Source organism: Stenotrophomonas sp. YJH_SMC_79, from assembly GCF_059367995.1.
Window position 1 is genome coordinate 901,790 of the sequence record NZ_JCAFRK010000003.1, and the last position, 21,940, is coordinate 923,729.

The 21,940-nt window shown below is 66.8% G+C and carries 17 protein-coding genes and 1 tRNA gene; 9 read left to right on the top strand and 9 right to left on the bottom strand.

Features of this window, described 5'->3' with window-relative positions:
- The first annotated feature begins 110 nt into the window (after nucleotides 1-110).
- Nucleotides 111-971: a YicC/YloC family endoribonuclease gene (locus AC5P57_RS15170; RefSeq protein ID WP_099552965.1), complete on the top strand. Its 861-nt coding sequence runs from the start codon at nucleotides 111-113 to the stop codon at nucleotides 969-971.
- A gap of 35 nt (nucleotides 972-1,006) precedes the next feature.
- On the opposite strand, the gene selD is transcribed toward AC5P57_RS15170, so the two are convergent.
- The 8 genes from selD to fdnG all read right to left on the bottom strand — a co-directional run bounded on the left by selD (nucleotide 1,007) and on the right by fdnG (nucleotide 11,462).
- Nucleotides 1,007-2,086 (bottom strand): selenide, water dikinase SelD, encoded by a 1,080-nt coding sequence (gene selD, locus AC5P57_RS15175; RefSeq protein WP_262235316.1) that lies wholly within the window; start codon nucleotides 2,084-2,086, stop codon nucleotides 1,007-1,009.
- Nucleotides 2,087-2,112: 26 nt separating this feature from the next.
- Nucleotides 2,113-2,208, bottom strand: a tRNA-Sec gene (locus tag AC5P57_RS15180).
- 24 nt (nucleotides 2,209-2,232) lie between these two features.
- Complete coding sequence (selB, locus tag AC5P57_RS15185; RefSeq protein ID WP_262235315.1) at nucleotides 2,233-4,164, bottom strand: selenocysteine-specific translation elongation factor; 1,932 nt, start codon at nucleotides 4,162-4,164, stop codon at nucleotides 2,233-2,235.
- A complete protein-coding gene (gene selA, locus AC5P57_RS15190) occupies nucleotides 4,161-5,585 on the bottom strand; it encodes an L-seryl-tRNA(Sec) selenium transferase (protein ID WP_262235314.1) in 1,425 nt (474 codons plus the stop codon). The genes selB and selA overlap by 4 nt, the downstream gene beginning before the upstream one ends.
- Nucleotides 5,586-5,589: 4 nt before the next feature.
- Nucleotides 5,590-6,573: a formate dehydrogenase accessory protein FdhE gene (fdhE, locus tag AC5P57_RS15195; RefSeq protein ID WP_099552968.1), complete on the bottom strand. Its 984-nt coding sequence runs from the start codon at nucleotides 6,571-6,573 to the stop codon at nucleotides 5,590-5,592.
- Between the two features lie 248 nt (nucleotides 6,574-6,821).
- Complete coding sequence (locus AC5P57_RS15200; protein ID WP_032127833.1) at nucleotides 6,822-7,469, bottom strand: formate dehydrogenase subunit gamma; 648 nt, start codon at nucleotides 7,467-7,469, stop codon at nucleotides 6,822-6,824.
- On the bottom strand, nucleotides 7,466-8,383 hold the full coding sequence (fdxH, locus tag AC5P57_RS15205) for a formate dehydrogenase subunit beta (RefSeq protein WP_012481154.1): 918 nt from the start codon (nucleotides 8,381-8,383) through the stop codon (nucleotides 7,466-7,468). Before fdxH ends, AC5P57_RS15200 begins: the two co-directional genes overlap by 4 nt.
- A gap of 10 nt (nucleotides 8,384-8,393) precedes the next feature.
- Entirely contained in the window at nucleotides 8,394-11,462 is a 3,069-nt protein-coding gene (gene fdnG, locus AC5P57_RS15210) for a formate dehydrogenase-N subunit alpha (protein WP_262235313.1), read from the bottom strand.
- A gap of 290 nt (nucleotides 11,463-11,752) precedes the next feature.
- Here fdnG and gmk point away from each other — a divergent pair, with 290 nt between their 5' ends.
- The 8 genes from gmk to AC5P57_RS15250 all read left to right on the top strand — a co-directional run bounded on the left by gmk (nucleotide 11,753) and on the right by AC5P57_RS15250 (nucleotide 20,981).
- The gene (gene gmk, locus AC5P57_RS15215; RefSeq protein WP_014038334.1) at nucleotides 11,753-12,418 is read left to right on the top strand and encodes a guanylate kinase; all 666 of its coding nucleotides are present in this window, start codon (nucleotides 11,753-11,755) and stop codon (nucleotides 12,416-12,418) included.
- 110 nt (nucleotides 12,419-12,528) lie between these two features.
- Nucleotides 12,529-12,828: a DNA-directed RNA polymerase subunit omega gene (gene rpoZ, locus AC5P57_RS15220; RefSeq protein ID WP_005410877.1), complete on the top strand. Its 300-nt coding sequence runs from the start codon at nucleotides 12,529-12,531 to the stop codon at nucleotides 12,826-12,828.
- 105 nt (nucleotides 12,829-12,933) lie between these two features.
- Entirely contained in the window at nucleotides 12,934-15,096 is a 2,163-nt protein-coding gene (locus AC5P57_RS15225) for a RelA/SpoT family protein (RefSeq protein WP_005410876.1), read from the top strand.
- Nucleotides 15,097-15,243: 147 nt separating this feature from the next.
- Nucleotides 15,244-15,630: a RidA family protein gene (locus tag AC5P57_RS15230; RefSeq protein ID WP_049461736.1), complete on the top strand. Its 387-nt coding sequence runs from the start codon at nucleotides 15,244-15,246 to the stop codon at nucleotides 15,628-15,630.
- Between the two features lie 7 nt (nucleotides 15,631-15,637).
- Nucleotides 15,638-17,749, top strand: a complete 2,112-nt coding sequence (gene recG, locus AC5P57_RS15235; protein WP_262235312.1) for an ATP-dependent DNA helicase RecG — start codon at nucleotides 15,638-15,640, stop codon at nucleotides 17,747-17,749.
- 388 nt (nucleotides 17,750-18,137) lie between these two features.
- The gene (locus tag AC5P57_RS15240; protein ID WP_099552971.1) at nucleotides 18,138-19,076 is read left to right on the top strand and encodes a nucleoside hydrolase; all 939 of its coding nucleotides are present in this window, start codon (nucleotides 18,138-18,140) and stop codon (nucleotides 19,074-19,076) included.
- A gap of 88 nt (nucleotides 19,077-19,164) precedes the next feature.
- The gene (locus tag AC5P57_RS15245; protein WP_010484049.1) at nucleotides 19,165-19,407 is read left to right on the top strand and encodes a type B 50S ribosomal protein L31; all 243 of its coding nucleotides are present in this window, start codon (nucleotides 19,165-19,167) and stop codon (nucleotides 19,405-19,407) included.
- 296 nt (nucleotides 19,408-19,703) lie between these two features.
- Nucleotides 19,704-20,981 carry a citrate synthase gene (locus AC5P57_RS15250; RefSeq protein WP_057501408.1) on the top strand — a complete coding sequence of 426 codons (1,278 nt, stop codon included), beginning with the start codon at nucleotides 19,704-19,706 and terminating at the stop codon, nucleotides 20,979-20,981.
- Between the two features lie 125 nt (nucleotides 20,982-21,106).
- Here the strand turns inward: AC5P57_RS15250 and AC5P57_RS15255 are convergent, their stop codons facing one another.
- Nucleotides 21,107-21,880 carry an AraC family transcriptional regulator gene (locus tag AC5P57_RS15255; RefSeq protein ID WP_262235311.1) on the bottom strand — a complete coding sequence of 258 codons (774 nt, stop codon included), beginning with the start codon at nucleotides 21,878-21,880 and terminating at the stop codon, nucleotides 21,107-21,109.
- Nucleotides 21,881-21,940 lie beyond the last annotated feature (60 nt).

A 21,940-nucleotide genomic window follows, 5' to 3' on the forward strand; every position in this document is an offset into this window, starting at 1 on the left:
AATGGCGAGGGAGTACGCCGCCACGCCCGCGGCCTTCACGGGGCGGGCAAGGGGGCTCTGGTGAGGGCGCTAGGGTACCATTCCCCCTTTGCACGCCCCGGACACAATCCATGATTCGAAGCATGACCGCCTACGCCGGCGGCGAGCGGGTCACCCCGTGGGGCACGCTGGGCTGCGAGCTGCGCTCGGTCAACCACCGCTTTCTGGAGGTCGGCACCCGCCTGCCCGAGGAACTGCGGGCGCTGGAACCGCAGCTGCGCGAGCGCATTGCCGTGCGCCTGAGCCGCGGCAAGCTGGATCTGGTGCTGCGCCTGCGTGCGCCGGAAGCGGCGGCCAACCTGCAGGTGGACGAGGCCCTGCTGGGCCAGCTGGGCCGCCTGGCGCACCGCCTGACCTCCGATTTCCCCAATCTGCAGGTCAGCTTCACCGACCTGCTGCAGCTGCCGGGCGTGACCCGTGGCGAGGCCACCGACGCCGCCGCCCTGCAGGTCGAGGCACTGGCCCTGCTGGACCAGGTGCTGGATGGCTTCGTCGAGGCCCGTGAGCGCGAAGGCGGCAAGTTGTCCGCGGCCATCAGCGAGCGCGTGGACGGCATCGAACGCATCGCCACCGAAGTCCGGACGCTGATTCCGGCCATTCGCGACGGTCAGCGCGCCAAGCTGGCCGCACGCCTGGCTGACCTGCCGCACCCGGTCGACCCGGGTCGTGCCGAGCAGGAACTGGTGTTGTGGCTGCAGAAGCTGGACGTGGATGAAGAACTGGACCGTCTTGGCAGCCACATCGTCGAGATCCGCCGCGTGCTCAAGCAGCGCGAGCCGGTCGGCCGCCGCCTGGACTTCCTGCTGCAGGAGTTCAACCGCGAAGCCAATACGCTGGGCTCGAAGTCGGTGGACAGCCGCACGTCCAATGCCGCGGTGGAGCTGAAGGTGCTGATCGACCAGATCCGCGAACAGGTGCAGAACATCGAGTGATGTTGCAGGGGGCGCCTTCGGGCGCCCTCATCGTTTCAGCGCACGCTGACGCCCGGCGTCGCGTCGTTCAGCCGCCCCACCACCGTGGCCTGGGTAAAGCCCGCATCGCGGAAACAGGCCAGCACCGCCTCCACCGCTTCCGGGGCACAGGACACCAGCAGGCCGCCGCTGGTCTGCGGGTCGGTCAGCAGTGGCTGCCAGTGCACCGGCAACCCATCGGTGAAGCGCACCTCGGCACCATACGAGGACCAGTTGCGGTGGGAGGCACCGGTCACGCAGCCGCGCTGCAAAAGTTCCAGGGCCTGAGGCAGCAGCGGCACCCGTGCGCTCTCCACTTCGGCGGCAACGCCACTGGCGCGGCACACTTCCAGCAGGTGGCCGAGCAGGCCGAAGCCGGTGACGTCGGTCATCGCATGCACGCCGTCCAGCGTGGCCAAGGGCACGCCCACGGTGTTCAGGCGGGTGGTTGAATCCAGCATCTGCTGGTAGCCGTCGGCATCCAGCACTTCCTTCTTCAATGCCGACGAATACACGCCTACGCCTAATGGCTTGCCCAGCACCAGCACGTCGCCGGCGCGGGCATCGGCATTGCGCTTGAGCTGCTGCGGGTCGAGAACGCCGATCGCGGCAAGGCCATAGATCGGTTCCACCGAATCGATGCTGTGGCCACCGGCCACCACGATGCCTGCATCCGCGCAGGCACGCTCGCCGCCCTGCAGGATGCGGCGGATGGTGTCCTGCGGCAGCGTGTTGATCGGCATGCCGACGATGGCCAGCGCGAACAATGGCCGGGCGCCCATCGCGTACAGGTCCGACAACGCGTTGGTGGCGGCGATGCGGCCGAAGTCGAACGGATCGTCGACAATCGGCATGAAAAAATCAGTGGTGGCGACGATGGCCTGGTGATCATCGAGGCGGTACACCGCGGCGTCGTCGCTGGTCTCGCGGCCGACCAGCAGCTCAGCCGGTGCCGGAAGCGCTGGCACGCCGCGCAGCAGTTCGCTCAGCACACCCGGCGCGATCTTGCAGCCGCAGCCGCCGCCATGCGCGAGAGACGTCAGTCGTTGCGGGGCATCGGCCGTTGAAGGAGCGGGGGACTGCGCGTGCGTGGCCATGCCGACATCTCCTGCGGAAACACGAATGGCGGAAGGCAGCAGGAGTCGAACCTACCAGGGAACGATCGACGCCCCCTACTGGGTTTGAAGCCCAGCCGCATGCCCGGATGCGCATGCCTTCCGAAAGTACGGCGGTGCCGGTGGGCTCAGTCGCGGGCTGCGTTCCACTGCAGGTCGCCACGCGGCCGATGCTGGTCACCGACGCGTCGAGTGTAGCCAACGCGATTGAAGAACTCCAAGATCTGGATGCTGCGTTTGCGGCCCAGGCCGATGGCATCGCGAAAGGCCGCCGCATCCACCGTGCCGCTGGCCTGTGACAGCTGCGCGACGATCGCGGCCAGCTCGGCAATGCGGGCCGGTGCATAGAACAGGTCTGGTACCACCTGGAACAGTTCACCGCGCGCCGCGGCGCGACGCAGGACGGCTCGGACCTCGTCTTCGGCCAGTCCGATGTCGGTGGCCAGAGTGCGCACCCACGGTGGATCGAAGCCACCGGCGTGCAGCTGCGGCAGCACGCGTTCCAGCAGCAGGCGTTCGCGTTCCGGCGGCGCATGGTCATGGCCGGGCAGGCGCCACCAGGCACCCACGCGTTGCACGCTGCCGTCGTCCAGCAGGTCCTGAAGAAGCGCGTTCCACAAACCCGCTGCAAGCGAGGGCAGGGTGCTGCGCTGCAGGCGCCCGCTGTCGACACCGGGTTCGTCCGGGCGTCGCTCATGCCAGCTGCGCAGCGATGTGATCGCCTGTTCGCGCAGCGCCCGCCAGTGCGAGGCGAGGATGATCACCGTGTCTTCGCGGGTGACGATGCGCTGTGCGCCTGCAGGCAGATTGATCTGGTCGGCGGCGCGCCGGCAGTAGCGTTGCAGCGCGGCCATGGCAATGCCGAAGGACGCCTGCCGCAACAGCGGGCCGATTCCCGCACCCGCGGCCAGTTGCTCCAGTGCTCCCAGCCACGCGAGCCGTGCAGGGCTGCGCCGGCGCCGCTGTGGCGGGTCCGGATCGAGTACGAGGCCACCGCCCAGCGTGTGGGTCGCCGCTGAATCGCGGGCGATGAAGCGATCCCCACACATCGCACAGACCGGTGCATCGAACACCAGTTGCACCAACTGCCCATTGCCGTGATCGTCGTCTTCCAGCAGCACCACATGGGCCTGCTGGTGCATCGTGCCCCAGTGGATATGCAGCGGCGCCCAGTCGCGCAATGGTGCGGCCAACGCGGAAAGCCGCAGGCGCACATCAACGCGGGTGGTGGCCAGCAGTGCGCGAGGGTCGGCGATCCAGTCGCCGCGGTGAATGTCGTCGCGGGCGATTGCCGCCAGGTTCAACGCGCAGCGTTGCCCGGCCATTGCGTGGTCGCTGGCCTGGTTCTGCGCGTGGATGCTGCGTATTCGCACTTCCGTGGCGGCCGGCATCAGCTGCAGATGCTCACCCACCGCGGCGATGCCCCCGTGCACTGCGCCGGTCACCAGCGTGCCGTGGCCTGCCAACGAGAACACGCGGTCCACCGGCATGCGGAACAGTTCGCAGCGCAGTTCGGCCTGGTGCGTGCTGGCGTCATCCGCCGCCCACGCGTGCAGCTGGGTGCGCAGTGCGCTGATGCCGGCATCGCCGGGCGCGGTGCTGTTGCAGGCGAACAGAGGGGAATTCTGCAGCGGTGTCGCGGCCAGCAGCGCAGCGATCTCGATCTCGACCCGGGCGATGCGCGCCGCATCCACACGGTCGATCTTGGTCAGGGCCACCGCACCACGGTTCACGCCCAGCAGTTGCAGGATGGCCAGATGCTCGCGGGTCTGCGGCATCACACCGTCGTCGGCGGCGATTACCAGCAGGGCGACATCGATACCCGTGGCGCCGGCCACCATCGTGTGCACGAAGCGCTCATGGCCCGGCACGTCGACGAAGCCCAGTGTTGTCGCCGGACGGTCGTCGTGCGTGCTTTCCACCGGGACATAGGCATAGCCCAATTCGATGGAGATGCCGCGCGTACGCTCTTCCTGCAGGCGATCGGTTTCGATGCCGGTCAGTGCGCGCACCAGGCTTGTCTTGCCATGGTCGATATGCCCGGCGGTGCCGACGATCATGCCTGCAGCGCGCTCCATTGGGCGAGGAAGGCCGCTTCGTCCCCGGGTTCCAGGCAGCGCAGGTCCAGCCACAGTGCGTCATCGGCGATTCGGCCCAGCACTGGTCGGGGCAGCTGGCGCAGTCGCTTGGCCAGGCGGTCCAGCCCACCGCGCCGCGCGGCCGTGATGCGCAGTCCGGCGCTTGCCAGCTGCGCCTGTGGCTGCGCGCCGCTGCCGATCTGGCTATGCATCAATGCCCGTTCAAGGGTGTAGGCGGCTGCCAGCACGGACCGCATCGGTTGCAGCAGGCGCTCGGCCTGCGCATCGATGTCATCCTGCGTGCGCGACAGCGTGCGCAGGGTCGGCAGGCGTTGTGCCAGCAGCTCCGGTTCGCGGTACAGGGCCAGCACCGCTTCCAGTGCAGCCAGTCCCATCTTGTCCATGCGCAGTGCGCGCTTGAGCGGGTTGCGGTTGATCCGCGCGATCAGGTCGGCGCGGCCGGCGATGATGCCGGCCTGCGGGCCACCCAGCAGCTTGTCGCCGCTGAACGAAACCAGATCGGCGCCGGCCGTCAATGTTTCCTGCACGGTGGGCTCGTGCGGCAGGCCGAACGTGGCCAGATCGCACAGGCTGCCACTGCCCAGGTCCACCACCAGCGGCAGGCCATGCTCGTGCGCGATCGCGGCCATCGCCGTGGTGTCGACCTTGGCAGTGAATCCGGTGATCGCGTAGTTGCTGGCGTGCACCTCCATCAGCAGCGCTGTGCGCGCGCCGATGGCGTTGGTGAAGTCGGCCGGATGGGTGCGGTTGGTGGTACCCACTTCCAGCAGCCGCGCGCCCGCGCTGCGCATCACATCCGGGATGCGGAAAGCGCCGCCGATCTCCACCAGCTCGCCGCGGGAGACGACCACCTCGCGGCGGTTGGCCAGGCTGTTGAGCAGCAGCAGGACCGCTGCCGCATTGTTGTTGACCACGGTTGCGGCTTCGGCACCGGTCAGCTCGCAGACCAGTGCCTGTACCCGCGCATCGCGGTCGCCGCGACGACCACGGGCGATGTCGAATTCCAGATCGACCGGCGCGGTCATCACGCGGGTGACTGCCTGCACCGCGGCCTCGGGCAACAGGGCACGGCCCAGGTTGGTGTGCAGCACGGTGCCGGTCAGGTTGAACATCGGCTGCAGGCCCAGCCGTGCATCGGCCGCCAGTGTGGCGTTGAGTGCCGCGACAAGTGCCGGGCCATCAATGGCTTCCTGCAGCTGCGCGGTCGACAGCTGCCCGGCGCTGATACGGTCACGCAGCACCTGCAGGTGCGAACGCAGCAGCTGGGTGATGCGGCTGCGGCCGTGGCCTTCGATCAGTGCCGCCAGTGCAGGCAGGCGCAGCAATCGGTCCAGCGAGGGCAGGGCGGCGGCCGATGCCGGGGTGGGGGGCGAGGCTGTCATCGCCTCAATCGCCGTCGGATTGCCACAGCAGCGGATTCTGGCTGGCACGCGCATAGCCTTCCTCGGCCAGCAGCAGATCCAGCGACAGCGTGCCGAGGTCATCGGCCACCGGTTCCAGTGACGGGTCCTTTTCCAGATACAGGATCTTGCGGTAGCTGTGGCAGTGGTCGCAGGTCTCGGCGCGTACCGCGCTCTCGCGCACCGCCTCGCCGCTGTCGCCGTCCACATCGGCCAGGGCGCGATAGGCGATATCCTTGCCGGCGGCACCACACTGGCTGCACTGCACGCGCACGTAGTGCCACTGGCAGGCGCACAGCGAGCACGACAGGTAGCGGTAGGAGGCATAGGGCGGACGCGCCTGCACCACGCTGGTCACCGGCAACGTGCCGCACAGCGGGCACAGCCCTGGCGCATCGGCCAGCGGCTTCAGGTCGGTGGGGCGGAAGCTGGCTGCGAGCACTGCCCAGTAAACCTGCAGTGCGTTCATCACCAGCAGCGCAGCGACCGCATCCACCGACGGCGCGTCATCGCGCTCCAGCACGGCATGGGCCTGTGCATCCAGCCAGGCATCGTCGGCCGCGGCGACGCGTTGCAGCTCCTGGCGGGTTTCCACCGGCAGCCCGGCTTCGTCGGCACAGTGCTGGCACAGCGTGCGCAGCCAGTCGCGCCAACGCCCGTCCAACTGAAGCGTGTTGGCCGGCCGCAACGGCATGCCGGCACCGACCGCCGCACTCGACTGCTGCGCGCGCGCCTGCGACTGCAGTGCCTCGCGCTGTTGCGGTGTCAGCTCATCCAGCAGCGCCTGCTGTGCATCGGCCAACGCCGCCAGCAGCTGCAGGTAACCGCCGATGGCACTGTGCGCAGCCAGGCTGCGCAGGCGCGTGGCGCGCTCAGCGAACAGGGACGTGACATCGGGCAGGATGATGCGCGGAACATCGCGCGAGGCGAGCGTCTCGATCTCACCGGGTTCAAGGATGCGTTGCGCCATGCAGGGCCAGCCAGAAGAACCAGCCTCCATCCTCGCCGTTGTCGGCGCTGGCGTCCAGCCTGTTCAAGCAACGCGGTCGAGCATGGCTCGACTCTACAAAAACTGGTTTCTGTCGTTGCCGTGTTCATCGTGTCGACCAAGGTCGACACCCACCAGCAGCAACGCAGAACCCCACCCCGCAATCCCACGGATAGCCGCTGTTGCTGTTGCCTTGGCTTGAAGCGGGTGCAGGGCCGCAGGCCCTGCCGCTACCCCTCTTCCCGACGTCCGCGCAGGATGTCCCTGAACCACTGCCGGTGATGCTTGTACGCCCACCCATAGGTCACCTTGCCCTGGGTCATCGCCCGCACCGAGCCCTTGATCCAGATCGCTGCATAGATGTGCACCACGATCGCGCACACCAGCACCCAGCCGAACAGCGCATGGGCCAGCACCGAGAAGCGGATCACCCCGATCGGGAAGAAGTGGCTGAAGTACTGCCGCCAGATCACGAAGCCGGTCAGCAGCAGCGCCGACAGGCAACCGATGATGGCCCAGAACAGCAGCTTCTGGCCGGCATTGAAGCGGCCCACCGGCGGCAACTTCTCATCCTCGTTGCGCAGCACATCGCGCATGCCACGCATCCACTTTCCATCGTCGGCGGTCGGCAGATTGTCACGCCACATGCGGAACGCCAGCAGCGCAAAGCCCACCACCATGGCCAGGCCGATGAACGGATGCAGGATGCGCGTCCACGGGCCGCCACCGAACAGCTGCGTCAACGGGAACAGGGCAGGGTGGAACAATGCCAGCCCGGACAGCGCGGTCAGCACGAAGCAGATCGCCACGATCCAGTGATTGATGCGGGTCGGCGCGCGGTAGCGGATGATCTGGCGCGGGTGCGGGGCGTACTTCATGGCCGCTGCTCCTCTTCGATCTTCTTCGCCTCGTGTTCGGCTTCCTCTTCTTCCTCGTCATTGACCGTGTTGCGGCCGATGCCGATGTAGTGCAGGAAGCCGGCGAAGGCGGTGGCGGCGATGGCCAGCACGCCCAGCGGCTTGGCCACGCCCTTCCAGACTTCCACCATCGGGCTGATGCGCGGGTCCTTGGGCAGGTCGGCGTACAGCTCGGGCTTGTCCACGTGCTGCAGCACGTACATCACGTGGGTGCCACCCACGCCCTGCGGGTCGTACAGGCCGGCGTTCTCGTAGCCGCGCGATTTCAGGTCTTCCACCCGTCCGGCCGCGTGCTCGGTCATCGCCTGTTTGCTGCCGAAGGTGATCGCGCCGGTCGGGCAGGTCTTCACGCAGGCCGGTTCCTGGCCTACCGCCACCCGGTCCGAACACAGCGTGCACTTGTAGGCCTTGTGGTCCTTCTTGGAGATGCGCGGCACGTCGAACGGGCAACCGGTCACGCAGTAGCCGCAGCCGATGCAGTTCTCTTCCTGGAAGTCGACGATGCCGTTGGCGTACTGGATGATCGCGCCGGGCGAAGGGCAGGCCTTCAGGCAGCCCGGATCGCTGCAGTGCATGCAGCCTTCCTTGCGGATCAGCCACTCCAGCTTGCCCTTCTCGTCCTCGTACTCGCGGAACTTCATCACCGTCCACGACTGTTCGCTCAGGTCGGGCGGGTTGTCATAGCTGCCGACGCAGCTGCCCACTTCGTCGCGCAGGTCGTTCCACTCCATGCAGGCGACCTGGCAGGCCTTGCAGCCGATGCACTTGCTCACATCGATCAGCTTGGCGACCTGGCCGGTGTGCGCACCACGCGCCTCCGGCGAGGGCGTGGTGGTGGCCGAGCGGCGGATGATGTCCAGGGATTGCAGTGACATGGCGTGTCTCCTACACCTTCTCGACCTTGACCAGGATGCACTTCGATTCGGGCGTCTGCGAGTTGCCGTCACCGATGGCGTTGGTCAGCGTATTGGCGATGTATCCGGGCTTGGCCGCACCGAGGAAGCCCCAGTGGATCGGCACGCCCACCTGGTGCACGGTCCGGCCATCGATCTGCAGGGCCTTGATGCGCTTGGTCACCATGGCTACCGCTTCGATGTGGCCGCGCTTGGAACTGACGCGCACGCGGCTGCCGTTGTTGATGCCCAGCTCGTCGGCCAACGCTGCGCCGATCTCGACGAACTGCTCGGGCTGGATGATGGCGTTGAGCTTGCCGTGCTTGGTCCAGAAGTGGAAATGCTCGGTCAGGCGGTAGGTGGTGGCCACATGCGGGAACTCGTCCGGCGAACCGATCTGTGCACGGTCGCTGGCGAACACGCGCGCGGCCGGGTTGTTCAGCGTCAGTGCCTGGCCGGGGCTGAGCGGGTTGCTGCGCAGCGGTGTATCGAACGGTTCGTAGTGCTCCGGGAACGGTCCCTCGGCCATGCCGGCCTTGGCGAAGAAGCGGGCGATGCCCTCCGGGTTCATGATGAACGGGCCCATGCCGCCGGCCGGATCCTCGTCGGCCTTGAAGTCGGGCACGTCCACGCTGCCCCAGTTCTTGCCGTTCCATGCCAGCAGCGTGCGTCGCGGATCGAACGGCTGGCCGGCCACGTCGCACGAGGCGCGGTTGTACATCACGCGGCGGTTGGCCGGCCACGCCCAGGCCCAGCCCAGCGTGTTGCCGATGCCGGTGGGGTCGCTGTTGTCACGCCGCGCCATCATGTTGCCGGTCGGGCCCCAGGCACCGATGTAGATCCAGCAGCCGGAGGAGGTGCTGCCGTCGTCGCGCAGATCGCCGAATGCGGCCAGCTGTTCGCCGGCCTTGCGTACCAGCTTGGTCGGATCCTTCGGATCGAACACGTCGGCCAGTGCCTTGCCGTTGTATTCCATCGCCAGTTCTTCCGGCGTCGGCAGTTCCGGGTTGGAATACTTCCAGGCCAGGTCGCGCACCGGCTCCCACCATGCACCGCCGTCCTTCTCGTACATCGCTTTGATGCGATGGAACAGCTCGGACATGATCTCGATGTCGCTGCGCGCTTCGCCTGGCGGATTGGCACCCTTCCAGTGCCACTGCAGCCAGCGCGAGGAGTTCACGACTGCGCCGTTCTCCTCGGCGAAGGAGGTCGTCGGCAGGCGGAACACTTCGGTCTGGATCGTGCCCGGATCGACGTCGTTCAGCGCACCGTGGTTCTGCCAGAAGGCGATGGTCTCGGTTTCCAGCGGGTCCATGCTGACCATGAACTTCAGCTTGGAGAACGCACTGATCAGCTTGCCCTTGTTCGGCGCCGAGGCCAGCGGATTGAAGCCCTGGCAGATGTAGCCGTGGATCTTGCCCTCGTTCATCAGCTCGTACGCCTGCAGCATGTCGTACGGCTTGTCGAGCTTGGGCAGGTGGTCGAAGCACCAGTTGTTGTCGGCGGTGGCGGCATCGCCCCACCACGACTTCATCAGGCTGACGTGGAACTTCGGGTAGTTCTGCCAGAACGACATCTGGTTGGCGCGCAGCGGCTTCTGCGTGCGCTTGGCAATGTAGGCGTCGTAGTCCTGCTCGTCCTGCTTCGGCAACGTCAGGTAGCCGGGCAGCAGGTCGGACATCAGGCCGATGTCGGTCAGGCCCTGGATGTTGGAATGCCCGCGCAGCGCGTTCATGCCACCACCGGCCACGCCGATGTTGCCCAGCAGCAGCTGCACCATGGTGCCGGCACGCACGTTCTGCGCACCGATCGAGTGCTGCGTCCAGCCCAGCGCGTACAGGATGGTCATCGCCTTGTCCTTGCCGGCGGTGGACGCGATCATGTCCCAGACCTGTCGGATGCTGTCGGCGGGCGTGCCGCAGATGCGTTCGACCATCTCCACGGTGTAGCGCGCGTAGTGCTGCTTGAGCAGGTTGTAGACGCAGCGCGGGTCCTTCAGCGTCGGGTCGCTGCGCACGAAGCCATCGTCACCGTAGGCGTAGTCCCAGCTGGAGCGGTCGTAGCTGCGCTTCTCTTCGTTGTAGCCCGAATACAGGCCGTCCTTGAAGGCGAATTCGTCCTTCACCAGGAACGACATGTCGGTGTAGTTCAGCACGTACTCGTGCTGGATGCGGTCCTCGGTCAACAGGTAGTTGATCAGGCCGCCCAGGAACACGATGTCGGTGCCGGTGCGGATCGGCGCGTACACGTCGGCCACCGCGGCCGAGCGGTTGAAGCGCGGATCGACCACGATCAGGCGTGCCTTGTTGTGTGCCTTGGCCTCGGTCACCCATTTGAACCCGCACGGGTGCGCCTCGGCGGCATTGCCACCCATGATCAGGATCAGGTCGGCATTCTTGATGTCGACCCAGTGATTCGTCATCGCACCACGGCCTAGCGTCGGGGCAAGACCTGCCACCGTCGGGCCGTGTCAGACACGTGCCTGGTTGTCGAATGCCAGCATGCCCAGGGAGCGCACGACCTTGTGGGTCAGCACCGCGGTTTCATTGCTGGTGGCCGAGGCCGCCAGCATGCCGGTGGTCAGCCAGCGGTTGACCGTCTGCCCGGCTTCGTTCTTCTGCACGAAGTTGGCGTCGCGGTCTTCCTTCATCAGCCGCGCGATGCGGTCCAGCGCATCGTCCCAGCTCAGCCGCTTCCACTCGTTCGAGCCCGGCGCGCGGTACTCGGGGTAGAGCAGGCGCGATTTGCTGTGGATGATGTCGGCCAGGCCGGCACCCTTCGGGCACAGCGTGCCGCGGTTGACCGGATGGTCCGGGTCGCCCTCGATATGGAAGATGCTCGGCTCGGCGTTCTTGGCGCCATCGCCGAGGCTGTACATCAGGATGCCGCAGGCCACCGAACAGTAGGTACAGGTGTTGCGGGTCTCGGTCGCGCGGGTCAGCTTGTACTGCCTGACCTCCGCGAGCGCGATGCCGGGCGCGAAGCCCATCAATGCCAGGCTGGAGCCGACCAGGGTTGTCCCGGTCACTTTCAGGAACTGGCGGCGGCTCATCGATGGCATGCCGTTCTCCTGGGATGGCGGGGAGGCGCAGGCCTCCGGGCTGTCGTTGGGTACGGCCCGGTTATAGCACAGGCCCCCGCACGTCCATGTGGCACAAGGCCCGGCGCCTGCCGGGCGGGCGCGCAACGGGGCCGCTCTGGTAAAGTTGCGTGCCCGTACCCCGGGGAAGCGTCTGCCGGGCCTGGTTCCAGGATGTTCCGCGCAGCCCCCGCCGTCCTGGCGCGATCCTCCGCGCCGGATCTGGAACACCGAGGAAAAATTTTGCGAAATCAAGCCGTTGGATCCGCCGCATGAGCGCCCCGTCGAAGCCGTCGGACGCCGTTGCGCGCGGCACGCTGTACATCGTTGCCGCCCCGTCCGGCGCCGGCAAGAGCAGCATCGTCAATGCCACCCTGGCGCGTGACCCGCAGATCGCCCTGTCGATCTCCTTCACCTCGCGCGCGATGCGCCCCGGTGAAGTGAACGGCCAGCACTACCATTTCGTCTCTGCGGAGAAGTTCGAGGAAATGATCGCCGCCGGCGACTTCTTCGAGCATGCCTGGGTGCACGGCGACTGGAAGGGCACCGCCCGCCAGTCGGTGGAGCCGCAGCTGGCCGCCGGCCAGGACGTGCTGCTGGAAATCGACTGGCAGGGGGCGCAGCAGGTGCGCCAGCTGGTGCCGGGCACGGTCACCGTGTTCATCCTGCCGCCGTCCAAGCAGGCCCTGCAGGACCGCATGCGCAAGCGCGGCCAGGACAGCGAGGCGGTCATCGCCCAGCGCCTGGGCGCGGCCCGCGATGAAATGCTGCACTTCAACGAGTTCGACTACGTCATCGTCAACGAGGTGTTCGACACCGCCGTGGACGAGCTGTGCGCCATCTTCACCGCCAGCCGCCTGCGCCGGGAGGCCCAGAAGGTCCGCCATGCCGGCCTGATCCAGGCCCTGTTGACCCCCGATCCGGGCGCAACTGACTGATTCCAAAAGAATCGGGTGGGGGTTGGCTTGATTTTGTCCAGCCCCTGCCAGTACACTCCGTCCCCTTTCCCTCATTCGACTGAGCGGCCGACCGGTCGCCGGGAGCCCGTATGGCCCGCATCACCGTAGAAGATTGCCTGGAAGTCGTTAACAACCGTTTCGAACTGGTCATGATGGCTTCCAAGCGTGCCCGCCAGCTCGCCAACGGCGTGCAGGCCACGCTGGACAACAGCGAGACCGAGGACAAGCCGACCGTGCTGGCGCTGCGCGAAATCGCCGCCCGCAAGATCGACAACGCGCTGATCGACGAAGTCGAGAAGGCCGAGCGTGAGCGCGCCGAGCGCGAAGCGCTGGAGTGGGCCGCCGCCGAAGTGGTCGCCGACGAAGACATGTCCAAGAACGACGATTGATCGCATCGATCAACGTCATTGCTGGATCGCCGAACAGCCCGCCCCGTGCGGGCTGTTTCGCATTCAGGATTTGCCGTAAACGTCGCGCTGGAATAGGCTTCGGGCATGAACCCAGGCCCCACTGCCAAGGTCGCCGCAGCGCCCGCTGCCGCCGTACCCGATTACGTCCTCCAGCTTGAACGCGCCGCCCATTACCTGCCGCCGGAACAGCTGCCGCTGCTTCGCCGTGCCTGGGAAGTCGGAGCCTCCGCGCACGCTGGGCAGACGCGCAAGTCGGGCGAGCCCTATATCACCCATCCGGTGGCCGTGGCCCAGGTGCTGGCCGAGCTCGGCCTGGACGTGGAAGCGCTGATCGCGGCGATCCTGCACGACACCATCGAAGACACCCCGCTGACCCGTGAGGCGCTGGCCGCCGAGTTCGGCGAAGCCGTGGCCGAACTGGTCGACGGCGTGACCAAGCTGGACAAGCTGAAGTTCCGCGACCGCCAGGAAGCGGCGGCCGAGAGCTTCCGCAAGATGCTGCTGGCGATGTCGCGCGATCTGCGCGTGATCATGATCAAGCTGGCCGACCGCCTGCACAACATGCGCACGCTGGGCGCGCAGAGCCGCGAAGCACGCGGCCGCATCGCCCGCGAGACGCTGGAGATCTACGCGCCCATCGCCCAGCGCCTGGGCATGAGCCTGGTCAAGAGCGAGCTGCAGAACCTGGGGTTCAAGGCGCTGTACCCGTGGCGCCACGCCATCATTGAAAAGCACATCCGCAGCCAGCCGGTGGTACGCCGCGAGGCGATGGCGCAGGTGGAAGTGCAGCTGTCGCAGCGCCTGGCCAAGGAGGGGATCGAGCATCGGCTGATCAGCCGCATCAAGACCCCGTGGAGCATCTACAACAAGATGCGCGACGAGAACAAATCCTTCGACCAGGTGATGGACGTGTTCGGCTTCCGCCTGGTCGTGCGCAGCGTGCCCAGCTGCTACCACGCGCTGGGCTCGGTGCACGCCACCTTCAAGCCGCTCGATGGCCGTTTCCGCGACTTCATCGCCATTCCCAAGGCCAACGGTTACCAGTCGCTGCACACGGTGCTGTTCGGGCCGTATGGTTCGCCGATCGAAGTGCAGATCCGTACCGAGGAAATGGACCTGATCGCCGAACGCGGCGTGGCCGCGCACTGGACCTACAAGTTCGGCGGCGATTCGCCCAACAGCGCGCAGAGCCGCGCGCACGCCTGGATCGTCGAGCTGATCGACTCGCAGCGCGCCGCCGGTTCCTCGCTGGAGTTCCTCGACAACGTCAAGGTCGACCTGTTCCCGGACGAGGTCTACCTGTTCACCCCGAAGGGCAAGATCCTGGCCCTGCCACGCAACTCCACTGCACTCGATTTCGCCTACGCCGTGCATACCGACGTGGGCAACATGGCCGTGGCCTCGCGCGTGGACAAGAAACTGGTGCCGCTGCGTACCAAGCTGGTGTCGGGGCAGTCGGTGGAGATCATCACCGCACGCTCGGCCACGCCGAAACCCCAGTGGCTGGAATTCGTGGTCACCAGCAAGGCGCGCACCGCCATCCGCCACCAGCTCAAGCAGCTGGAGCACGAAGATGCCGTGCAGCTGGGCCACCGCATGCTCGACCGTGCGCTGGAGGCGATGGATTCCTCGCTGGAGCGGCTGCCGAAGGGGCGCCTGGATGCATTCCTGGCCGAACATCGTTTCCCGCGCCTGGAGGCGCTGCTGGCCGAGGTCGCCCTGGGCAACTGGATGCCGACCCAGGCGGCGCAGGCGCTGATGGCCTACGCCGAACTGCGCGGCGGCCCGCATTCACGCCACCATTCGCAGGAAAAGATCCTGATCAACGGCAGCGAGCGCGGCGTGGTCACCTTCGCCGGCTGTTGCCAGCCGATTCCCGGCGACGAGATCATGGGCTACCACACTGCCGGCAAGGGCATCGTGGTGCACCGCATGGACTGCCCGAACCTGGCCGAGCTGCGCAAGTCGCCCGAGCGCTGGGTGCCGATCGGCTGGGACACCACCGTGTCCGGCGACTACGACACCTCGCTGGTGGTGGAAGTGGAGAACGGCACCGGCGTGCTGGCGCAGCTGGCTGCCGCCATCGCGCAGAGTCACTCCAACATCGAGCGCGTGGACTACCTGGACCGTGACTTCAACGCCGCCGTGCTGGCGTTCAACATCCAGGTGCGCGACCGCAACCACCTGGCCGAAGTGATGCGCCGCCTGCGCCGCCTGTCGGTCGTGCAGTCGGTACGCCGCCAGTAGGTCCACGCCATGCGTGGATGACGTTCCGCGCACACGACGCACGGGGTCGGATCCGTTTCCCGCCGGGAAACGGATCCGACCCCAGCCGATGCCGCGCCCAGCCGGTACAATCACCGCTCTGTTTTCCCCCAAGCACCGGAGCGACCCATGTCCCGCCAGATCATCAACACCGAAAAGGCTCCCGCCGCCATCGGCCCGTACTCGCAGGCCGTGCGCGCCGGCAACACCGTGTACTTCTCCGGCCAGATCCCGCTCGACCCGGCTACCGGCGATGTCGTCGGCGCTGGTGACGTCGAAGCGCAGGCCCGCCGCGCCTTCGACAACCTCAAGGCCGTGGCCGAAGCCGCTGGCGGTTCGCTGGACAAGGTCGTGCGCCTGGGCCTGTACCTGACCGACCTGGGCGAGTTCGCCAAGGTCAACGCGGTCATGCAGGACTACTTCCAGGCCCCGTACCCGGCCCGTTCCACCATCGAAGTCTCCGGCCTGCCGAAGGGCGCCAACTTCGAGGTCGACGCGGTGATGGTCATCGACTGACCGCCACGTGGCACGCAAGGCGGCGGTCACTCCGGTACTGTCACCGTCCGGCGAAGCATCCCTGGCGATGCTCGCGGGCGTCGGTCCGGCTGTGGCCGCCAAACTGCAGGCGCGTGGCCTGGCCACCCTGCAGGATCTCTGGCTTCACCTGCCGCTGCGCTATGAAGACCGGACCCGGCTGACCCGCATCGAAGACCTGCGCAACGGCGTGCCGGCGCAGGTGGAAGTGCGGGTGGTCGCGGTCGAACGCGGCATGCGCTACCGGCCGATGCTGAAAGTGGCGGTGGAGGACGAAGGGCAGGGCACCCTGGTGCTGCGCTTCTTCCATTTCCGCCAGCAGCAGGTCGGCCAGTTCGCGGTCGGCAACCGGTTGCGCTGCTTCGGCACGCCCAAGCCCGGCCACCTCGGCCTGGAGATCGTCCATCCCAGCTACCAGGTGCTGGGCCGCAACGACGACCCCGAACTCGGCGACCGCCTCGACCCGGTGTATCCCACCGTCGAAGGCGTCGGTCCGATGACCATGCGCAAGCTGATCGGCCAGGCCCTGGACCGCCTGCCCGAGGAAAGCACCCTGGAACTGCTGCCCAGCGGCTGGCTCGATGGCCTCGGCCTGCCGTCGCTGCGCAGCGCGCTGTTGACCGTGCATCGGCCACCGCCGGATGCCGATCTGGCCGCGCTGGCCACCGGCACCCACCCGGCGCAGCGCCGCCTGGCGATGGAAGAGCTGCTGGCCCACCACCTCAGCCTGCGTCGCCAGCGCATCGCGTTGCAGGCGCACCATGCGCCGCCGCTGGGCGGTCCTGGCAAGCTGGCCAAGGCGCTGCTGAAGCAGCTGCCATTCGCGCTGACCGGTGCGCAGGCGCGCGTGTTCAAGCAGATCCGTGAGGATCTCGCACGGCCCAGCCCGATGCTGCGCCTGGTGCAGGGCGATGTCGGCTCGGGCAAGACCGTGGTCGCCGCGCTGGCGGCGATGCTGGCGGTGGAGCAGGGCAAGCAGGTCGCATTGGCCGCTCCCACCGAACTGCTGGCCGAGCAGCACCTCAACAACCTGCGCGGCTGGCTGGAACCGCTCGGTGTGCGCATCGTCTGGCTGGCCGGCAAGGTCACCGGCAAGGCGCGCGCCAAGGTGATGGAACAGGTCGCCAATGGCGAAGCGCAGGTGGTGGTCGGCACCCACGCGCTGATGCAGGAGGCGGTGGTGTTCCAGGACCTGGCCCTGGCCATCGTCGACGAGCAGCACCGCTTCGGCGTGCACCAGCGTCTGGCCCTGCGTGACAAGGGCGCGGGCGGCAACAGCGTCCCGCACCAGCTGGTGATGACCGCCACACCGATTCCACGCACGCTGGCGATGTCCGAATACGCGGACCTGGATGTCTCGGCCATCGACGAACTGCCGCCCGGCCGCACGCCGGTGCAGACCGTGGCCCTCAACAACGATCGCCGCCCGGAGCTGATCGAGCGCATCGCGCTGGCCTGCCAGGAAGGGCGGCAGGTGTACTGGGTGTGCACGCTCATCGAGGAAAGCGAAGAGCTGGATGCAACGCCCGCGCAGGCCACCTACGAATCGCTGCAGGCGCTGCTGCCCGGCGTTCGCGTGGGGTTGGTGCATGGCCGCCTGAAAGCCGCCGAGAAGCTGGCGACGATGGTGGCGTTCAAGGCCGGCGACATCGACCTGCTGGTGGCAACCACGGTGATTGAAGTGGGCGTGGATGTGCCGAACGCCTCGCTGATGGTGATCGAGAACGCCGAGCGCCTCGGATTGGCCCAGCTGCACCAGCTGCGCGGCCGCGTCGGCCGTGGTTCGGCGGTGTCGCGCTGCGTGCTGCTGTACCAGGCGCCGCTCTCGCAGATGGCACGCGAGCGGTTGCAGACCATGCGTGAAACCAACGATGGCTTCGTCATCGCCGAAAAGGATCTGGAGCTGCGTGGTCCCGGCGAACTGCTGGGTACGCGGCAGACCGGCCTGGCCGGTTTCCGCATCGCCGACCTGGCCCGCGACGCCGGCCTGCTGCCCGGCGTGCATGACCTCGCCGAGCGCCTGCTGGCCCAGCAACCCGCGCTGGCCGATCGTGTGGTGCAGCGCTGGATCGGCACCGCCGTGCGCTACGCCTCGGCGTAAGTGCCGAAGGGCTCTGAGCCCATTCCCGACTCTACAGCGCTTTCGATCATCTCCATGTTCATCCACGCATTGCGTGGATGTGTCGACCAAGGTCGACACCTACCAACATCCGCCGTTCCGACAGACCGCGGAAATCTGTCGAAGGCGGGGTGGGTCCGGTTGCGGGGGTGTCCGCGGCATGGATGCCGCGGCCAAGCCCCCAAGGACGGGTTTACGGCGTCCCCCGCAACCGGACCCACCCCGCATCCCCCAGGAAACCAGCTTTTGCCGTTGCTCTGGCGTTTGCCGTTGATTCTGCGGGTGCAGGGCGCAGCCCTGCCAGAACCCCCGTACTTGCAACGGTCATCATCCCGGTCCACACTTCGTTGCCGATCTGAAGACGGCAACGATGACCCACAAGATCCCCCTGTTGATCGACACCGACCCCGGTGTGGACGACGCCCTGGCCCTGCTGATGGCCTTTGCCGATGAACGGCATGACGTGGTCGCCCTGACCATCGCCGCCGGCAATGTCGGCCTGCAGTACACCGTCCGCAATGCCCTCAAGCTCTGCGACATCGTCGGCCGCGCCGACGTACCGGTGTTTGCCGGCAGCCCGGATCCGCTGCTGCATCCCTCCGTCGACGCTGCCCACGTGCATGGCCGTGACGGCTACGGCGACGTGGACCTGCCGCCGCCGAGCCGCCAGGCTGAAGCCGAGCACGCTGCACTGGCCATCCTGCGCCTGTCGCATGAGCACGCCGGCGAACTGATGCTGGTGATGCTCGGCCCGCTGACCAACCTGGCGCTGGCACTGAAGCTGGACCCGACCCTGCCCCAGCGCATCAAGCGCATCGTGGTGATGGGAGGCGCAGTCACCTGCCACGGCAACATCACCCCGGCGGCCGAGTTCAACATCGCCTTCGACCCTGAAGCGGCGCACGTGGTGTTCACCTCGTTCAAGCACCTGCTGGTGTCGGACTGGGAGGCAACCGTCGCCCATGGCCTGCCGCTGGAAGATGCCGAGACGTGGCTGCAGGCCGACTCCGATCGCGCCCGCTTCTACGAGCTGATTTCGCGGAAGACCCGCGCGCTGTCTGAAGACGCCAAAGGCGGCCGCTGGTACACCGCCGATGCGGTGGCCATGGCCTGGGCACTGAACCCGGAAGGGCAGCTGCAGGTCGAGTCGCGGCCGCTGAACGTGGAACTGAACGGCACGTTCAGCCGCGGTGCCACCATCGTCGACTGGAACCGCCAGACCGGCCAGCCGGACAACTGCGATCTGCTGATGGCCTACGACCAGCAGCGTTTCGAGGCCCTGGTACGCCAGGCCCTGGGCGCGGACTGAAGTCAATTGCCCGGCACCGGTTGCCCCGGGCGGCAACCGGTGCTTATAATGCCGCTCTTGACCACCAGCCCATTTACGGTGTGAGCCCATGAAGGCCGATATCCATCCGAACTACCGCGACGTCGTCTTCCATGACGTCACCTCCGATTTCAAGATCCTGACCCGCTCGACCATGGCGACGAAGGAAACCATCAAGTGGGAAGACGGCAACGACTACCCGCTGGTGAAGGTTGAAATTTCCTCGGCTTCGCATCCGTTCTACACGGGCAAGCACAAGGTCATCGACACCTCGGGCCGTATCGACAAGTTCCAGAAGCGCTACGCGCGCTGATCTGTCGATCCTGCTTCGAACCGACGGCCGCGCTCTGCGCGGCCGTTTGTTTTTCCCCAGCGCCTGCCCAACGGGCGTTTGGATGGACGGAACACTGCGTTCGTGTGACAGCACTTTTGCCGATCCGGGCCGCTCAACGGCCGGCGTCTGGCCGCCTGTCGTCTACGACTTCCGTCTAGCACCCGACAAATGCTGCTGTGCGATAATGACCTGATCCCCGGCACAGGCCGAGGACGTCATTCACGTGCCTGACCAATGCGCTTGGGCAGGCGCCTTCCCATGAAGGAGCGCACACAGTGTCCGATCTTGATCAGGTCACGCTCAACGCCGGCGATAAGTCGGTCGTTCTGCCCGTCATCAAACCCACCCTTGGCAACGACTGCGTCGACATCGCGAAGCTGACCAAGGAAACGGGGTATTTCACCTACGATTCCGGCTTCACCGCGACGGCCAGCTGCAAGTCCGCCATCACCTACATCGACGGCGACAAGGGCGTGCTGCTGTACCGCGGCTACCCGATCGAACAGTTGTCGGAAAAGTCGAGCTACGTCGAAGTGGCCTACCTGCTGATCAACGGCGAGCGCCCGAGCGCCGAGCAGCTGAAGGCCTTCACCGATGAGCTGGCTGCCGAAGCCAACGTCGACGATTCGATCAACACCCTGATCGGCAGCTTCGCCAAGGACGCCCACCCGATGGCCATCCTGGCTGCTGCGATCGCGCAGCTGTCGGCCATCTACCACGACTCGCTGGACCTGTCCGACGCCGAACAGCGCCGCCAGGCCGCCGTGCGCCTGATCGCCAAGGTGCCGACCCTGTCGGCGCTGATCTACCGCCACGGCAAGGGCCTGCCGGCCAACAAGCCGGACACCTCGCTGGACTACGTCAGCCGCTTCCTGAAGCAGACCTTCGAGTCGGCGGACGGCCAGTACGACCTGAACCCGGACGTGGTCAAGGCGCTGGACCTGCTGTTCATCCTGCACGCCGACCACGAGCAGAACGCCTCGACCTCGACCGTGCGCCTGGTCGGTTCGACCGGTGCCAACCCGTACGCGTCGGTCGCCGCTGGCGTCACCGCGCTGTGGGGTCCGGCCCACGGCGGTGCCAACGAAGCCGTGCTGAAGATGCTGGAAGAGATCGGCAGCGCCGACAACGTCGAGTCCGCCGTGGTCAAGGCCAAGGACAAGACCTCGGGCTTCCGCCTGATGGGCTTCGGCCACCGCGTCTACAAGAACTTCGACCCGCGCGCCAAGGTCATCGGCGAGATGACCAGCAAGGTGCTCAAGCAGCTGGGCGTGCAGGATCCGCTGCTGGACGTGGCCGTGAAGCTGGAACAGGCCGCGCTGCAGGACGAGTACTTCGTCGCCCGCAAGCTGTACCCGAACGTCGATTTCTACAGCGGCATCATCTACAAGGCGCTGCAGATCCCGACCGAAATGTTCACCGTCATGTTCGCCCTGGGCCGTACCTCCGGCTGGGTGTCGCATTGGCTGGAACAGCAGGTTGACCCGGAAATGAAGATCGGCCGTCCGCGCCAGGTCTACACCGGCAGCGACGTGCGCGACTACCAGGGCTGATCGCCCGCGTAGGTTGTGCTGGGAACGCCCCGCATCCGCGGGGCGTTTTTTTTGCCGCCACCCTGGTGGGTGCCAACCTTGGTTGGCACGCTTCTGTAGAGTCGAGCCATGCTCGACTGCTCTTGCTACACCTCTGAATACTGGCTCGGCGAATTCCCCAGCACACGCCGGAATGCCGCAGAAAACGCACTCGGGCTTGCGTATCCCAGGTCCAGTGCCACGCGCGTCACCGCCTGCCCTTGCCCCAGTCGTTCGATGGCCACCAGCAGGCACACCTGCTGCCGCCACTCGGCAAAACTCACCCCGGTATCCGCGCGGAACATCCGCGTGAACGTGCGACGGCTCATGCCCGCTTCCGCAGCCACCTCATCAAGCCCAATGGCGAGCGAAGGCGCATCGAACAGCGCCCGGCAGATACGCGCGAGGCGTGCATCGGCAGGCAATGGCGCATGCAGGGAAAGCGTCGGCATCGACGCGATCTCCGCCACCAGTAGTTGCATCAGCTTGCCCGCACACCCGTCCTCGTCGTAGAGCGGCGGCAGGTCCACTGCATCCTCCAGCAGCTGCTGCAGCAAGGGAGAGACCGCATACACGCTGCAGTGCATTGGCAGTGCCACGGCGGCGGCCGCCTCGATGGAAAGGAAGGCATTGAGCATCGTTACCGGCCCGCGCATCGTCATCTCGTGGGCCAGCCCCGCCGGTACCCAACAGGCGCGCTGCGGAGGCACCAGCCAGCGTCCCTGCGGTGTCGTCACGCTGATGGTGCCGCGCGCCGCAAACGCGAACTGACCGCGTCGGTGGGCATGCCGGGGAAGCGTGGACGCGGCCGCGTAGTCGTTCGAGGTGACCACAATATCGCGCGGCAGGTCTTCGTAGGGATCGAGCAGCGAATTGCGCATGGCCCGGATTCTATAGCGGTTGACCCGCCATCGACGGCGGGCCGCACTTGCCCTGCCTAG

Bases quoted from the DNA above. Each gene is read 5' to 3' on its own strand.
- fdxH (WP_012481154.1), bottom strand. From the start codon at position 8,383: ATGTCACTGCAATCCCTGGACATCATCCGCCGCTCGGCCACCACCACG.
- fdhE (WP_099552968.1), bottom strand. From the start codon at position 6,573: ATGGCGCAACGCATCCTTGAACCCGGTGAGATCGAGACGCTCGCCTCG.
- selD (WP_262235316.1), bottom strand. From the start codon at position 2,086: ATGGCCACGCACGCGCAGTCCCCCGCTCCTTCAACGGCCGATGCCCCG.
- AC5P57_RS15230 (WP_049461736.1), top strand. From the start codon at position 15,244: ATGTCCCGCCAGATCATCAACACCGAAAAGGCTCCCGCCGCCATCGGC.
- selB (WP_262235315.1), bottom strand. From the start codon at position 4,164: ATGATCGTCGGCACCGCCGGGCATATCGACCATGGCAAGACAAGCCTG.
- AC5P57_RS15245 (WP_010484049.1), top strand. From the start codon at position 19,165: ATGAAGGCCGATATCCATCCGAACTACCGCGACGTCGTCTTCCATGAC.
- AC5P57_RS15170 (WP_099552965.1), top strand. From the start codon at position 111: ATGATTCGAAGCATGACCGCCTACGCCGGCGGCGAGCGGGTCACCCCG.
- gmk (WP_014038334.1), top strand. From the start codon at position 11,753: ATGAGCGCCCCGTCGAAGCCGTCGGACGCCGTTGCGCGCGGCACGCTG.
- AC5P57_RS15255 (WP_262235311.1), bottom strand. From the start codon at position 21,880: ATGCGCAATTCGCTGCTCGATCCCTACGAAGACCTGCCGCGCGATATT.
- AC5P57_RS15200 (WP_032127833.1), bottom strand. From the start codon at position 7,469: ATGAAGTACGCCCCGCACCCGCGCCAGATCATCCGCTACCGCGCGCCG.
- AC5P57_RS15240 (WP_099552971.1), top strand. From the start codon at position 18,138: ATGACCCACAAGATCCCCCTGTTGATCGACACCGACCCCGGTGTGGAC.
- rpoZ (WP_005410877.1), top strand. From the start codon at position 12,529: ATGGCCCGCATCACCGTAGAAGATTGCCTGGAAGTCGTTAACAACCGT.
- selA (WP_262235314.1), bottom strand. From the start codon at position 5,585: ATGACAGCCTCGCCCCCCACCCCGGCATCGGCCGCCGCCCTGCCCTCG.
- AC5P57_RS15225 (WP_005410876.1), top strand. From the start codon at position 12,934: ATGAACCCAGGCCCCACTGCCAAGGTCGCCGCAGCGCCCGCTGCCGCC.